A 13,799-nucleotide genomic window follows, 5' to 3' on the forward strand; every position below is an offset into this window, starting at 1 on the left:
TGATCCGTTCCGTTGCAGCCATCGCAGCCTCCGGCGCCGGACAACCGGCGGCCCGTCAGCTTACGCAGCCCGAATGCGGACATCTCTATGTAGCCAAAAGCGGACATTTCTATCTAGCCGCTACAACCTGTTTTGGTGATAATTCACGTTATGTAAAATCACAACCACTGGTCTGTATCGATACGACTGCAGCCCGACGGCCTCTCAGTCAATCAAACCCCAAAGAACGCCAACCCCGCCACCACGATGCCGATCGCGGCTACGCCGATCGACAGCCCCTGCATCCATGATCGCCGCGTGAGGATCGTGATAGCTGCCAGTGCAATCGAGATCTGGATGACGGTCGTCGCCTGCGACCATCGATGGTGCCGGTGCATCCGCTCCTCGCTCGCCGCGTTATTCTTCTCGACTTCCTTTTCGAGCGCCTCGGCGCGTGCCCGGATCGGTTCCTTGTCGGCACGGTATCTCGCGGCATCCGTCTCGAACCGCTTTCGCTGCGGCGATGTCTCCGGGCTCAACGCCGCACCGAGTTCGGCGAGATTCTGCTTGTCACCCTTCGCCTGGTAGTAGGCCCACTGATTTGCAGCCTCGGTTTTCCTGATCGCGGCGTCATTCTTGTAGAGCAGCGCGAGGCTCTCGTCGGCACCGCTCTGGTAGGCCGATATCGCGCCGAAGCACGCAAGCACGGCTGTCAGCACTGCAATGCGCGACGTACCTCGATCGCCACCATGAGACTCGTGATGTTCCACCGCATGGTCGTGAGGGCCATGAACTTCGTATTCTTCAGACATTCGTAGCAAACCCGCAAAAGTTGAATGAATTTGTCGCCGGCTGGCCGTTTGGCTAACGTTAAACGCCACTCCTGCCATCCGACGCATGCGAAACCATCCATGATGGCCGGACAGGTTCGAATGTTTCAAATATATGCAATTCGATCGTAATTGTTTTAGTTTCGATTAAATTCGCCTCTTTCACCAACCTTGTCATCCGTCATTTCATTTCCTATAAATCACTGGTGCCAAGTCAATCGAAAATGTAGTGGCGACACTCGAGATAATCACCCCAATAGAAGGAAATTGAATGCCCGGCATTCAATAAACCAATGCTGCGGCGTGTCCCGCCGTCTCGGCCGTGACCGCTGGCGTTGTCCGGCGCCATCATGGTCGATCTGCCATCGCCCAGCCGGATTGGATCACCACAAAATTCGCCGGAATCGCGGCCTTTGACGATGCCGGCGCGCCATGCGTCCGAAGCGCATGGTGCTGTTCTCGAAGGCGCGGGGAAGCATCCAACCTCTTCAAGGTGAAAAAAATGAGTCTCAATCCGATTGAAAATCAGCCACACGGGACCTTTGCAGAATTCGCCAATACTGCCCCTGTTTCTGCCATTGAGGTCGATACATTCAAAATGGCGCTCTATCACGACGGCGTGCAGTTGGGCTGGCTTGGCCAAAACAGCGGCGAATGGGCCGTTCTCGTCGATTCCGCCGCGAAAGCGTTGACGCTCGAACAGTACCCTTATAACGGCGTGACGTATTATCGGATCCTCGGCACCAGCCGATATATGTCCGTCAGCAATAACGCCTACGTTGGTTTCTATAACTGGATAGGCGCGCGCGGATGGACGCGCCAGGGCTCGATTTTGATTTCCGATTTCAACCACCAGAAACTGTCGCTCTATTCCAAGGACAACGCGTATTTGTATGCGTGGGATGCCTACACCGTGCTCGATGTGAGGTTCGACGAGCAATAACGCACGACGCTTCGCCCGCTGGCTTGAATTTCCGGCGGCGACACGGCGCAGGAAGCGGCGCATCCCCCGGCGACACCGGCGGGATGCCCGCCGGGTTGCGCCATTCGCATTCATCCCACGATCAAAAAGGGAAACGCAATGACCTTCAAGATTCTCAGTTGCGATGGCGGCGGTATCCGGGGATTGATCACCGCCCTGCTCATCCAGGACCTCGACCGGCGCAGCCGGATCATCGCGAGCGCCGACGGCTTTGCCGGCACATCCACGGGGGGCCTGATCGCCCTGGGGCTCGCCCGCGGTGTATCCATTTCCGAGATCGTCGATATCTACAGGACGAAGGGCTCGGTGATCTTTCGGGAAAACGGTGCGTGGCTGGCGCAAAAGCAAGCACTCGAACAGCACACGCAAGCACTCGAACAAGGCACGGTCCTGGCTGGTCCGGGCGTGTTCCAATGCCAGTATGTCAACACCGGGCTACAGGAGATCGCCAAGTCGCTGGTCGGCAGCGGCAAGCTGGCGGATCTGTCCCGCTTCGTCGCAATCAACTCGGCGCGCCTGTGGGATCCGCCCACCAAGAGCTGGGCTCCGTGCACCTTCTCCAACGGAAACGGCAACGCCTATCGTAACGTCAGCCTGTTCGATGCCGCACTTGCCACGTCGGCTGCGCCGACGTATTTCCCGCCGTACGAAATCGCCGGGCTTGGCTATTTCGCCGATGGCGGCGTGTTTGCGAACAATCCTTCCGTGTCCGCCATTGCCGAGGCGCTGGCCAGCACTCGCGCAGGCAGTCTCGACGATGTGCGCCTGTTGTCGCTCGGCACCGGAACCAGCCCCGTGGGCATTCCCCCGGACGCTGTCGTCAACCCGTTGACCTGGGGCGTTTCGAAATGGCTGTGGCCGCTCGAAAGCGGGCGCGTACCGGCAGCAGCCCTGCTCGGGCTGACGATGGATACGACGGCGGCGATCGCCGCACAACAGGCCGGGCAGATACTGAACGCCCATTACCAGCGCGGAAATTTCGTGCTCGGTCAAGCCGTCGCCCTCGATGACTGGCAAAAGGCGCCGGAACTGGAGAAGGAAACCCAGGCGTACATGAGAACCGCCGAGTGGCAACGTGTGTGCCAGTGGGTGGAGCAATTCTGGCGCTGATCGCTCGTCGATAGCCGGGCTTTCGTGAGCAGCAGGCGCTGCAGGTGCCGACGGCGAACGAATCAGAAACAACGAGGCCGGGCAGAACGCCCGGCGCTCGGCAACGCCAGCCGCGTGCGGACCGCAAATGGCGGCACGCACGCGGCCAACCTGCCATCAGACCACCCTCAGACGGCCATCACCGTCACCGACTTCGTAACGAGATACGGCTCCAGCGCTTCCGGCCCGCCTTCCGACCCGTAGCCCGAATCCTTCACGCCGCCGAACGGCATTTCCGGCCACGGCGTCGCCGGCTGGTTGATCCACAGCATCCCGACTTCGAGGCGCTGCGTCAGCAGATGCACGTTCGCGAACGAACGCGTGAACGCGTAGCCGGCCAGCCCGAACGGCAAACGGTTCGCCTCGGCGATCGCATCCTCCAGCTTGTCGAAACCGCGGATCGCCGCGACCGGGCCGAACGGCTCGTTGTTGAACACGTCCGCTTCGAGCGGCACGTTCGCGATCACGGTCGGTGCGAAGAAGTTGCCTTCCGCACCGATCCGCTCGCCGCCGGTTTCGATGCTCGCGCCGACCTTGCGCGCGTTGTCGACGACCGACGCCATCGCGCTCAGGCGCCGCGGGTTCGCGAGCGCGCCGAGCGTCGTGCCTTCGTCGAGGCCGTTGCCCACCTTCAGTCCTTCCGCATGCTTGACCAGCGCGCGCGTGAATTCGTCGCGGATGCTGTTGTGCACGAGAAAGCGCGTCGGCGAAATACAGACCTGCCCCGCATTGCGGAACTTCGCCCCGCCGGCTGCCTTCACTGCGAGCGCGACGTCCGCATCCTCGGCGACGATCACCGGTGCGTGGCCGCCCAGTTCCATCGTCGCGCGCTTCATGTGCTGGCCCGCGAGCGCGGCCAGTTGCTTGCCGACCGGCGTCGAACCCGTGAACGTGACCTTGCGGATCACCGGGTGCGGGATCAGGTACGACGAGATTTCAGCCGGATCGCCGAACACGAGGCCGATCACGCCGGCCGGCACGCCTGCATCCACGAACGCGCGCAGCAGCGCGGCCGGCGATGCGGGGGTTTCTTCCGGCGCCTTCACGAGGAACGAGCAACCCGTGGCGAGCGCGGCACTCAGCTTGCGCACGACCTGGTTGACCGGGAAATTCCACGGCGTGAACGCCGCGACCGGGCCGACCGGCTCCTTCACGACCGTCTGCTGCGCGCCGAGGTTGCGCGGCGGCACGATCCGGCCGTACACGCGGCGCCCTTCGTCGGCGAACCATTCGATGATGTCGGCCGCTGACAGCACTTCGACGCGCGCTTCGGTGAGCGGCTTGCCCTGCTCCTGCGTCATCAACTGCGCGATCGTGTCGGCGCGTTCGCGTACCAGCGCGGCCGCCTTGCGCATCGTCGCCGCACGCTCGTGCGCGGGCACCTTGCGCCATGCTTCGAAGCCGCGCTGGGCGGCGGCGAGCGCGCGGTCGAGATCGGCGATGCCCGCGTGGGCCACCTTGCCGATCGGCTTGCCGGTCGCCGGGTTCACGACGTCGATCGTCCTGCCGCTCGCGGCGTCGACCCACTCGCCGTCGATCAGCAGTTGCGTATCCGTATAAGTCACGTTAGCCATCCAGACACCCCTACATTGCGTCGATAAAACGCGCGCCGCCGCGAACGGCCGCGCGCCGGTTGACAGAAAAAGCCATGCCGCCAGGGCAGGCACGCACCCGGCGGCATGGGGGGCAGGCACGCCGGCCCGCCCTCGTTTCGCGGCGCCCCGCGCTCAGTGCGCGGCCGCCGTCGCCTTGCGGAGTTTCGCGACGTCCGCCGCCTGCACGGCCGGCGCGCCGTTGTTCCACCCGGCGCGCATGAACGTCAGCACGTCGGCGATCTGCTGGTCGTTCAACTGGTTCGAGAACGCCGGCATCGGATACGCGGACGGCACGCCACCGATCACGAGCGTGTCGCTGCCGTTCAACGTCACGTTGATCAGCGACGATGCATCCGCCTCCAGCACGTTCGGATTGCCGGCGAGCGGCGCGAGCAACGGTGCATAGCCGCGCCCGTCCACCCCGTGGCAATGCAGGCAGTAAGCGTTATACACCTTCGCGCCCGGATCAGCTGCCGGCCGGCCCAGCGCGACCTGCGTCGCCTTCGGATCATAGCGGTACGGCGGCGCGCCCGTGCCGCCTGCCGCCGGCAGCGATTTGAGATAGCGCGAGATCGCGGCCAGATCGTCGTCGGTCAGTTCCTGCGTGCTGTGGTTGATCACGCTCACCATCGAGCCGAACGCGGTCGCGTGCTGATTCGCGCCGGTCTTCAGGAACTGCGCGACGTCCGCCTCGTTCCAGCGGCCAAGCCCGGTGTTGTGCTCGCCGGTCAGGTTCGACGCGAACCAGTTGTCGATCGATGCGCCCGACAGGAACGCCGCGCCGCTTTCGTCGAGCGCCTTCTCCTGGAAGCCGACGCCGCGCGGCGTGTGGCACGACCCGCAGTGCCCGAGCCCCTGCACGAGATACGCGCCGCGGTTCCACACCGCATCCTTCGCCGGCTTGTCCGCGTACGGTGTGGAATCGAGGAATACCATGTTCCACAACGCGAGCGGCCAGCGCATGTTGAGCGGCCACGGGATGTCGGACGGCCGGTTCGCCTGCTTCACCGGTTCGACGCCGTGCATGAAGTACGCATACAGCGCCTTCACGTCGTCGTCCTTCAGCTTCGCATACGACGGATACGGCATCGCCGGATACAGGTTGTGGCCGTCCTTCGCGACGCCCTTGCGCAACGCGCTGGCGAAATCGGCCTCGGTATAGCCGCCGATGCCCGTATCCCGATCGGGCGTGATGTTGGTCGTGTAGATCGCGCCCATCGGCGTGACCATCTTCAGGCCGCCCGCGAACGGCGTGCCGCGCGGCGCGGTATGGCACGCGACGCAGTCGCCGGCTTTCGCGAGATACGCGCCGCGAGCGACGAGCGCGCTGTCGGCGGGCGCCGTTTGCGCGGCATGCGTGGCCGTGCCGGCCAGCAGTGCGGACAGCGCGAGCAGCGACGCGCGCAGCGCCTTCAGGTTCAAGGTGAGATGTCGCATGGTCGTCCCTCCCCTCAGGCCGTTTTCAGCTGGTTGCCGACCGGCAGCTTGCGCAGCCGCGTGCCGGTGGCCGCGAAGATCGCGTTCGACAGCGCCGCCGCGGTCGCGGCCGTGCCCGGCTCGCCGATCCCGCCCGGCGCATCGCCGCTCTTCACCAGATGGACTTCGATCGGCGGCACCTCGTTGATTCGCATCATCCGGTAGTCGGTGAAGTTGCTCTGCACGACGCGGCCGTCCTCGATCGTGATCTCGCCGTACAGCGCGCCGGTGATTCCGAAGATGATGCCGCCCTGCACCTGCGCCTCGATCGTGTTCGGATTCACGACCATCCCGCAATCGACCGCGCACACGGCGCGCTTGACCTGCACCTCGCCGCCGTCCACCGCGACGTCGATGACGATCGAGAAGAAGCTGCCGAACGCATGCATCACCGATACGCCGCGCCCCTGCCCCTTCGGCAGCGACGCGCCCCAGCCGGCCGCCTTCGTCGCGACGTCGAGCACGTTGCGGGCGCGCGGCGACTTGTCGAGCAGCGCGCGGCGGTACTGCACCGGGTCGGTCTTGGTCTGCGCGGCCAGTTCGTCGATGAAGCTTTCGACGACGAACGTGCTGCGCGTCGGCCCGACGCCGCGCCAGAACGCGGTCGGCACGTGGCGCGGCTCCTGGCGCACGTAGTCGACGAGCTGGTTCGGCAGGTCGTACGGCAGTTCGGCCGCGACCTCGACCGCGTCGGGATCGACGCCGTCCTTGACCGCGGGCGGCGCGAAGCGCGCGAGGATCGACGAGCCGACGATCCGGTGCTGCCACGCAACCGGCTTGCCGTTCGCGTCGAGGCCGGCGGAGATCTTGTCGTAGTAGCACGGCCGGTACATGTCGTGCTGAACGTCCTCCTCGCGCGTCCAGATCACCTTCACCGGGGCATTGACCTGTTTGCCGACCTTCACGGCCTGGCCGATCATGTCGGTTTCGAGCCGTCGGCCGAATCCGCCGCCGAGCAGATGGTTGTGCACGACGATCTTGTCGGGCGACAGCCCGGTCAACTGTTGCGCCGTGTCGCGTGCGCGGGTCGGCACCTGCGTGCCGACCCAGATGTCGCAGCCGTCGCCGCGCACGTGCACCGTGCAGTTCACCGGCTCCATCGTCGCGTGGGCGAGCAGCGGCTGTTCGTAGACGGCATCGACGCGCGTCTTCGCGTTCGCGAACGCCTTGCCGACGTCGCCTTCCTTGCGCGCGACCGCGCCCTTGCCGTTCGCCGCCGCCTGCGCGAGATCCGCGAACAGATCCTTCGTCGACACCTTCGCGCCCGCCCCTTCGTTCCACTTCACGACGAGCGCCGATGCGCCGCGCTTCGCGGCCCACGTGTGATCGCCGACCACCGCGACCGCGTTGTCGACGCGCACGACCTGGCGCACGCCGGGGATCTTCTTCGCGGCCGTGTCGTCGACGCTCGCGACCGTGCCGCCGAACACCGGGCTGTTTACGATCACCGCGTACAGCATCCCGGGCAGGCGCACGTCGAGCCCGAACTGCGCGGTGCCGTCGACCTTCTCCGGCGAATCGAGGCGCTTCGCGGGCGTGCCGATCAGCTTGAAATCCGCCGGCGGCTTCAGCACGACGTCCTTCGGCACCGGCAGCTTCGCCGCCGCGTCGGCCAACTGGCCGTACGATGCGCGCCGCCCGCTCGGCGGATGCTGCACTTCGCCGTTCGCCGCGCGGCAGCTCGCCGGATCGACGCTCCATTGCTTCGCGGCCGCCGAGACCAGCAGCGTGCGCGCGGTGGCGCCCGCGCGGCGCAGCGGCTCCCACGCGTAGCGCACCGACGTCGAGCCGCCGGTGAGCTGGCCGCCGAGCAGCGGGTCGAGGAACAGTTTCTCGTTGGGCGGCGCATGATCGAGCGTCACGCTCGACAGCGGCACTTCGAGCTCTTCCGCGATCAGCATCGGCAGCGCCGTATAGACACCCTGCCCCATCTCGACCTTCGGCATCACCAGCGTGACCTTGCCGGCGCGGTCGATCTGCACGAACGCGTTCGGCGCGAACACGCCGGGCGGCGCGGGTTCGGCGGCGTCGCCGCCGATCACCGAGCGACGTGTATCGTCACCGGCCGCCGGCAGGCTGAAGCCGAGCAGCAAGCCGCCGCCGGCGGCGGCGCCGAGCGACATGCCAAGTTTCAGAAACGACCGGCGCGACACGCCCGCGCCGGCCCGACCTGCTTCGATCAGTCCGCGTGACATGTCAGGCTCCTTTTGCGGCTTGTTTGACGGCCGCGCGAATCCGGTGGTACGTGCCGCAGCGGCAGATGTTGCCGGCCATCGCCGCGTCGATATCCGCATCGCTCGGGTTCGGGTTCGATGCGATCAGCGCGGTGGCGGCCATCACCTGCCCCGACTGGCAGTAGCCGCACTGGACGACGTCGAGCTCGCGCCACGCCTGCTGGACCTTGTGGCCGGCCGGCGTCGCGCCGACGGCCTCGATCGTCGTGATCTTGCGGCCGGCGACGGCCGCGACCGGCAGCACGCACGAACGTGCGGCCACACCGTCGAGATGCACGGTGCACGCGCCGCATTGCGCGATGCCGCAGCCGAACTTGGTGCCGGTGAGGCCGACGACGTCGCGCAGTACCCAGAGCAAGGGCATGTCGTCGGGGGCGTCGACCGAGCGGGTTTCGCCGTTGATGTTGAGGGTGATCATTCAGCCTCCGGGGCCGTTGTATTTGGGGAAGCGGCGCGAACGAGGCGCGCTGCGCCGCAGGGTCGTCGTCATCGCCGTTGCGTCGTGCGCAACGGGTGCCCCCGCGGCCCGGGTGCGGGCGAGCCGCGGCGGTGTTGCTTGCTTGCGTTGTTAGTCGGCCACGTCGATGGCCGACAGCACCTTGATCACCGGAGGTGCGGTGAACCACTCGGCCGACTTCGTGCGGAATTCGCCGAAATACGGGCTCGCGAGGTGCGCGTCGAATGCCGCCTGGTCGTCGTAGATCTCGTACAGATGCAGGTTCGGCGATCCGTCCTGCTCGCGGAACAGGTCGTAGCGGCGATTGCCCGGCTCGGTGCGCGTCTTCGCGACCATGCTGCGCAGTTCGGCCTCGGCGGCCTGCGCGTGTTCGGGTTTCAGGAACAGCGAAGCGATCACGTGAAGCGCCATTTTTCACTCCTTTGAAAACGGAAACGAGCATGCCACAAGCCGGCGTCTCGCGGCGCCAGCGTGCAGCGGGTATGTCGCCGTGCGGCGGGATCAGGCCAGCTCGTCCGGGCCGACGCGCACGACGACCTTGCCGAAATTCTTGCCGGCGAGCAGGCCGATCAGTGCTTGCGGCGCGTCGGCGAGATCGGGAACGACGTCCTCGCGCGTCTTCACCTTGCCTTGCGCGACCCATTCGGTCATGTCCTTCAGGAACGGCGCATAGCCGGTCGCATAGTGATCGAGGATGATGAAGCCCTGCACGCGGATGCGCTTGCGCAGGATCGCGCCCATCAGCGCCGGCACGCGGTCACGGCCGGTCGACACGGCCTTGTCGTCGTAGGCCGCGTCGTTGTAATGCGCGATGATTCCGCAGACGGGCACGCGCGCATGGTCGTTCAGCAGCGGCCACACCGCGTCGAACACGGCGCCGCCGACGTTTTCGAAATAGATGTCGATGCCGTTCGGGCACGCATCCTTCAGCTTCGCGACAAACGCCGGATCGTGGTGGTCGACGCATGCGTCGAAGCCGAGCGTACCGGTCACGTACGCGCACTTGTCGGCGCCGCCCGCGACGCCGACCACGCGGCAGCCCTTCAGCTTCGCGATCTGGCCGACCACCGCGCCGACCGCGCCGCTCGCGGCCGCGACGACCACGGTTTCGCCGGCCTTCGGCTCGCCGATCTTCAGCAGGCCCGTGTAGGCGGTGAAGCCCGGCATGCCGAGCACGCCGAGCGCGTACGACGGGTGCGCGAAATCGCGGCCGAGCGGGATCAGGTCGCGCCCGTCGGACAGCGCATAGTCCTGCCAGCCGGCGCCGGCGACGACGAGATCGCCTTCGCGAAACGCCGGCAGATTCGACGACACCACGCGGCTGACCGTGCCGCCGACCATCGGCTGGCCGAGTTCGGCCGGCGGTGCGTAGGACGGCGCGTCACTCATCCGGCCGCGCATGTACGGGTCGAGCGACAGCCAGACGGTGCGCAGCAGGACCTGGCCGGCGCCGGGCACCGGCACGTCGCCGGTTTCGGCGCGGAAGTTGTCCGGTGTCGGTGCGCCGACCGGGCGCGAATTCAGGACGATCTGGCGGTTTGCAGTCTTGCTTTGCGGCATGTGAGCCTCCGTCAACAGGAATGAACGTGCGTCGTGGGCACGATCGGATCAGGGATGGACCAGCAGGAAGTGCGCGCCCCCGACGGCCGCGGCGGTGTGGCCGGGGCGGTCGCAGGCAGGCGGTGGGAGCGATCGGGACAGCGTAACGCGGCGTATAGCGTTCGTCATGAATGATTGAGTAGACCAGTCGTCTATAACGAGGGCAAAAACAAGGCGCGCCATGCGCGCCGGAATTACGACTGCGCGCCGTCGGACGCGGCCGGCGGCAGATTCAGCATGCGCCGCGTTTCGATCATCGCCCTCTCGAGCGGTTTGCGGTTGCGGTGAATCTTTTCCAGCAGTGTCGCGCCCAGCCACAGCTCGTACAGGATCGCGGCCGCGTGCGACGGATCGTCGACGCCGCTCAGCGAACCGTCGGCCAGCCCGGCCTCGATGCCGCCCGCGAGCCGCTCGATGATCTGACTGGTGCCGCGCCGCAGTACCGCGCGCATCGCTTCCGACAGGTCCGACACTTCGGCGCCGAGCTTGACCGCGAGGCACTTGCCTTCCGGATCGTCCGCGCACTGCGTGTGCAGCCAGTTGCCCCAGTACGTCATCAGGCGCTCGGCGCCCGTGCCGGCCTGCTGCTTGAACAGTTTGTCGAGATGCGCGAGATAGCCTTCGAAATACGATTCGAGCAGCGCTTCGCCGAATGCCTCTTTCGAGCCGAAGTAATGGTAGAACGAGCCCTTCGGGATGCCCGCCGCGGCGAGAATCTCGTTCAGACCGACCGCCGAAAAGCCCTTGTGGAGCATGATCGGCTTCGCGATGTTCAGGATGTGCTGGCGGACTTCGGCGCCTGAAGATGCATTCATGATGGCGTATGGTAGCAACGATTAGACCGGTCGTCTAGTAACGTCGAGCCGGCATGTTGAGCGGCACTTTACCCGATCCCCGTCGGGCGCCCAATGCCCCGGCCGGCGCTCTCTTCGCTTGTCCGTGCCGTCTGCGTGCGGCGCGTCATATCGGCGCCCCGGTTTCGCTATCAGCGCGGCGCTTCGTCGGCGCGCTTTCTGGTGCGCGCCCGCCGCTCGCTGCGCTCGGCGGCCGGGACGGTCTTGACGCCGCGCAACGGCGGCCGGCGCGCGAGCGCTGCCATCTCGCGCCTCAGCGCGTCGAGTTCGTGGCTGCGCGCCGCGCCGGTCGCCAGTGCGCCGTCGAGTTGCCCCTGAAGCACGCCGCAGCGATGCAGCGCATCGCCGAGTTGGGCCTGTAGCGCCGCCATTTCCTTTCGCTGCTGTGAGTCGCGTTGTTCCGCGCGCGATGTCGCTGCGTCGAGTTCCTTTTGCAATCGGGCGGCCGCGAGCCGCTCGCGATCGATTTCCTGAAGCGCCCGCTTCTCCGACGCGCGCAGCCGCTCTTCGGCGCGGCCGGCATCGTCGCGCAACCTGTCGAGCTGGGCGGTGAAATCCGCGCGGGCCTGCGCGAGCGCGCGGTCGCCCGCCGCGTTGTCGGCTTTCAGGCGCTCGATATCCGCTTGCAGCGCTTGCCGCGATGCATCGTCCGCCGCCCTCGCCTGCTCGAGCTCCTGAATGCGAACCTGCGCGGCCAGCAAGGCGGCCGTGCGTTGCTCCAGCGCGGTTTCGGTGCGGACCAGGTCGGCCCGCACCGTCGCGACTTCCGTTTGCGCCGCGACCCGCTGGGCTTCGACTTCCGCGCGCAGCGCATCGAGCGCGGCGGCCGCGTCGGCACTCGATCGATTCCACAACGCCGCGACGAGTTCGCCTGCCGCCGCCTGCAAGTCGGCCGGCAGGTCGGGATGCTCGATGCGCACGCGGCTCTTTTCCCGCAACTCGGCCCAGAACTCGCCGAGGACGGCCGTCGGCGTGCTCATGCTGCCCTTGCGAACGAGTTGATACAGGCGGTTCGCCGTCGGCGTGATACCGAAGCGGAAGAACAGCAGCGCACACACTTCGCGGTACAACTCGCGCGTTTTCGGGAAGGCGGCCTTGAGCCGCTCGATTTCGGCGGTCAGGCGAGGTTCGTCGGCAGCGAGATCGGACATGGCAGGTTTGGTCGAGAATTTAGTTGATAATATAACGTAAACCGTTAAATATCCAATCAATCGAGCGATGTGATTTGACATTATTTCTATAATGTCGAGATCACATGAATCCATGTGATTCATCTGGTGCGTCAGGAAGGCCGGATTCCTCGCTCGGCGCGTTCGTTCGGCGTGTCATCGGCGTGCCACCGTAGGCCGGTAACGTTCGAAGCCGTCCCCGATTCCGACAAGCGATCCGCCATGCAGCGCCCGTCGCGCGCCACGCCCCACGTCTACGCGGCCACGTCCCGCGCCCTTGCCGTCAGCCTCGCGATCAACCTCCTGCTGCTCGCCGTCGAGACGGCGGCGGCTCGGTCCGCGCATTCGTCGGGTTTGCTCGCGGACGTCGTGCATGCGGCGATCGATCTCGCGGCCGATGCGCTGATCCTCGTCGCCTGCCGGCTCGACGCGCGCCTGCCGCCGGCGCGCCGCCCGACCTACGAGCCGCTCGCGCTCGCGGGCCTCGGCGCGTTGCTGGCCGCGACCGGCGGGCGGATGATCTGGCATGCACTGACCGGGTTCGATACGCCGCCCGTCGTGCAGCCGGGCGCGACCGCATTCGCGCTGGTTGTCGTCACGCTCGCCGGCAAGGCCGTGCTGTCGTACTGGATGCTGCGCAAGGCGCGCGAGACCGGCTCCACGCTGCTCGAGGCGAGCGGCTGGCACGTGCGAACCGATGCGCTGTCGTCGTTGCTCGCGGCGCTCGCGATGAGTGCGGCGCTGGTCGGCTTCGGCCGGCTCGACGATCTGGCCGCGCTCGCGATCGGCGCGCTCGTGCTCGGCACGGGCGCCGGATTCATCCGGCGCGGCTGGATGCAGTGGCCGGCATGGGCCGATTGGGCGAATCGCTCGACGCGCGGATCGTGAACGCCGCAGGTATCGCCTGACGGCACGATTCGTGCCGTTGCCTGCCCGATCGGGCTCCCTGTAACAGGTTATCGTTTGTTTTTTGTCAATACAGGCTATCATTTGTATTTTTGCAATACATGCCATAGACTGTATTTTCCGATTACAAACGATCGCCTGTCATCTCGCGGAGCGCCCGATGGCCTTTCCTGTCCAGACCTTGACCCAGTTGCGTCCGATACTCGTCGGCTTCCGCAAATCCGCGGGGCTCACGCAGGCGCAACTGGCCGCGCGCCTCGGCATCACCCAGCAATCCTATGCGCAGCTCGAAGCCAACCCGTCGGCGGCCAGTATCGAACGGCTTTTGAAGGTGTTGAACGCGCTCGGCGTTCGCATGATGCTCAGCCTGGACGAACGGGATGCGCGGGCGGAAGCGGCCGATCCGGCTTCCGATGCCGAGCCGCCGGCGCGCCGCAAGCCGGCCGCGAGCAACCGCGGCACCACGGCCGCGCAATCCCCGGCCGGGGCCGCGGCCGACGCGGCGCGGAAGCGCCCGGCAGCGACGACTCGGGCCAGGCCACGCGTGTCGAAGCGGGAGGACTGGTGAC

The 13,799-nt window shown here is 66.3% G+C and carries 13 protein-coding genes; 4 read left to right on the forward strand and 9 right to left on the reverse strand.

The window, feature by feature from the left end; genetic code table 11:
- Window positions 1–212 precede the first annotated feature (212 nt).
- Window positions 213–791, reverse strand: coding sequence for a DUF4337 domain-containing protein (locus LGN10_RS05300; RefSeq protein WP_124858972.1), 579 nt, complete (start codon window positions 789–791; stop codon window positions 213–215).
- A gap of 520 nt (window positions 792–1,311) precedes the next feature.
- Between LGN10_RS05300 and LGN10_RS05305 the strand changes: the two genes are divergently transcribed.
- The gene (locus tag LGN10_RS05305) at window positions 1,312–1,752 is read left to right on the forward strand and encodes a hypothetical protein (protein WP_012340013.1); all 441 of its coding nucleotides are present in this window, start codon (window positions 1,312–1,314) and stop codon (window positions 1,750–1,752) included.
- Window positions 1,753–1,890: 138 nt separating this feature from the next.
- Window positions 1,891–2,901, forward strand: coding sequence for a patatin-like phospholipase family protein (locus LGN10_RS05310; RefSeq protein WP_059574383.1), 1,011 nt, complete (start codon window positions 1,891–1,893; stop codon window positions 2,899–2,901).
- A gap of 167 nt (window positions 2,902–3,068) precedes the next feature.
- Here the strand turns inward: LGN10_RS05310 and LGN10_RS05315 are convergent, their stop codons facing one another.
- The 8 genes from LGN10_RS05315 to LGN10_RS05350 all read right to left on the reverse strand — a co-directional run bounded on the left by LGN10_RS05315 (window position 3,069) and on the right by LGN10_RS05350 (window position 12,306).
- Complete coding sequence (locus tag LGN10_RS05315; RefSeq protein ID WP_124858976.1) at window positions 3,069–4,514, reverse strand: NAD-dependent succinate-semialdehyde dehydrogenase; 1,446 nt, start codon at window positions 4,512–4,514, stop codon at window positions 3,069–3,071.
- 153 nt (window positions 4,515–4,667) lie between these two features.
- On the reverse strand, window positions 4,668–5,972 hold the full coding sequence (locus tag LGN10_RS05320; RefSeq protein ID WP_226222075.1) for a cytochrome c: 1,305 nt from the start codon (window positions 5,970–5,972) through the stop codon (window positions 4,668–4,670).
- 14 nt (window positions 5,973–5,986) lie between these two features.
- The gene (locus LGN10_RS05325; protein ID WP_226222077.1) at window positions 5,987–8,206 is read right to left on the reverse strand and encodes a xanthine dehydrogenase family protein molybdopterin-binding subunit; all 2,220 of its coding nucleotides are present in this window, start codon (window positions 8,204–8,206) and stop codon (window positions 5,987–5,989) included.
- Window position 8,207: 1 nt separating this feature from the next.
- A complete protein-coding gene (locus LGN10_RS05330) occupies window positions 8,208–8,663 on the reverse strand; it encodes a (2Fe-2S)-binding protein (protein WP_059574387.1) in 456 nt (151 codons plus the stop codon).
- A gap of 150 nt (window positions 8,664–8,813) precedes the next feature.
- Window positions 8,814–9,113 carry a putative quinol monooxygenase gene (locus LGN10_RS05335; protein WP_060310945.1) on the reverse strand — a complete coding sequence of 100 codons (300 nt, stop codon included), beginning with the start codon at window positions 9,111–9,113 and terminating at the stop codon, window positions 8,814–8,816.
- 90 nt (window positions 9,114–9,203) lie between these two features.
- On the reverse strand, window positions 9,204–10,262 hold the full coding sequence (locus tag LGN10_RS05340; protein WP_226222079.1) for an NADP-dependent oxidoreductase: 1,059 nt from the start codon (window positions 10,260–10,262) through the stop codon (window positions 9,204–9,206).
- 233 nt (window positions 10,263–10,495) lie between these two features.
- Entirely contained in the window at window positions 10,496–11,116 is a 621-nt protein-coding gene (locus tag LGN10_RS05345; protein WP_059574390.1) for a TetR/AcrR family transcriptional regulator, read from the reverse strand.
- Window positions 11,117–11,286: 170 nt separating this feature from the next.
- The gene (locus LGN10_RS05350) at window positions 11,287–12,306 is read right to left on the reverse strand and encodes a DNA-binding protein (protein ID WP_226222081.1); all 1,020 of its coding nucleotides are present in this window, start codon (window positions 12,304–12,306) and stop codon (window positions 11,287–11,289) included.
- A gap of 240 nt (window positions 12,307–12,546) precedes the next feature.
- Here LGN10_RS05350 and LGN10_RS05355 point away from each other — a divergent pair, with 240 nt between their 5' ends.
- Complete coding sequence (locus tag LGN10_RS05355; protein WP_226222083.1) at window positions 12,547–13,212, forward strand: cation diffusion facilitator family transporter; 666 nt, start codon at window positions 12,547–12,549, stop codon at window positions 13,210–13,212.
- Window positions 13,213–13,390: 178 nt separating this feature from the next.
- Window positions 13,391–13,798: a helix-turn-helix domain-containing protein gene (locus tag LGN10_RS05360; RefSeq protein WP_226222085.1), complete on the forward strand. Its 408-nt coding sequence runs from the start codon at window positions 13,391–13,393 to the stop codon at window positions 13,796–13,798.
- The last annotated feature ends 1 nt before the right edge of the window (window position 13,799 follow it).

This window comes from Burkholderia sp. AU32262 (genome assembly GCF_020419985.1).
GTDB lineage: Bacteria > Pseudomonadota > Gammaproteobacteria > Burkholderiales > Burkholderiaceae > Burkholderia > Burkholderia semiarida.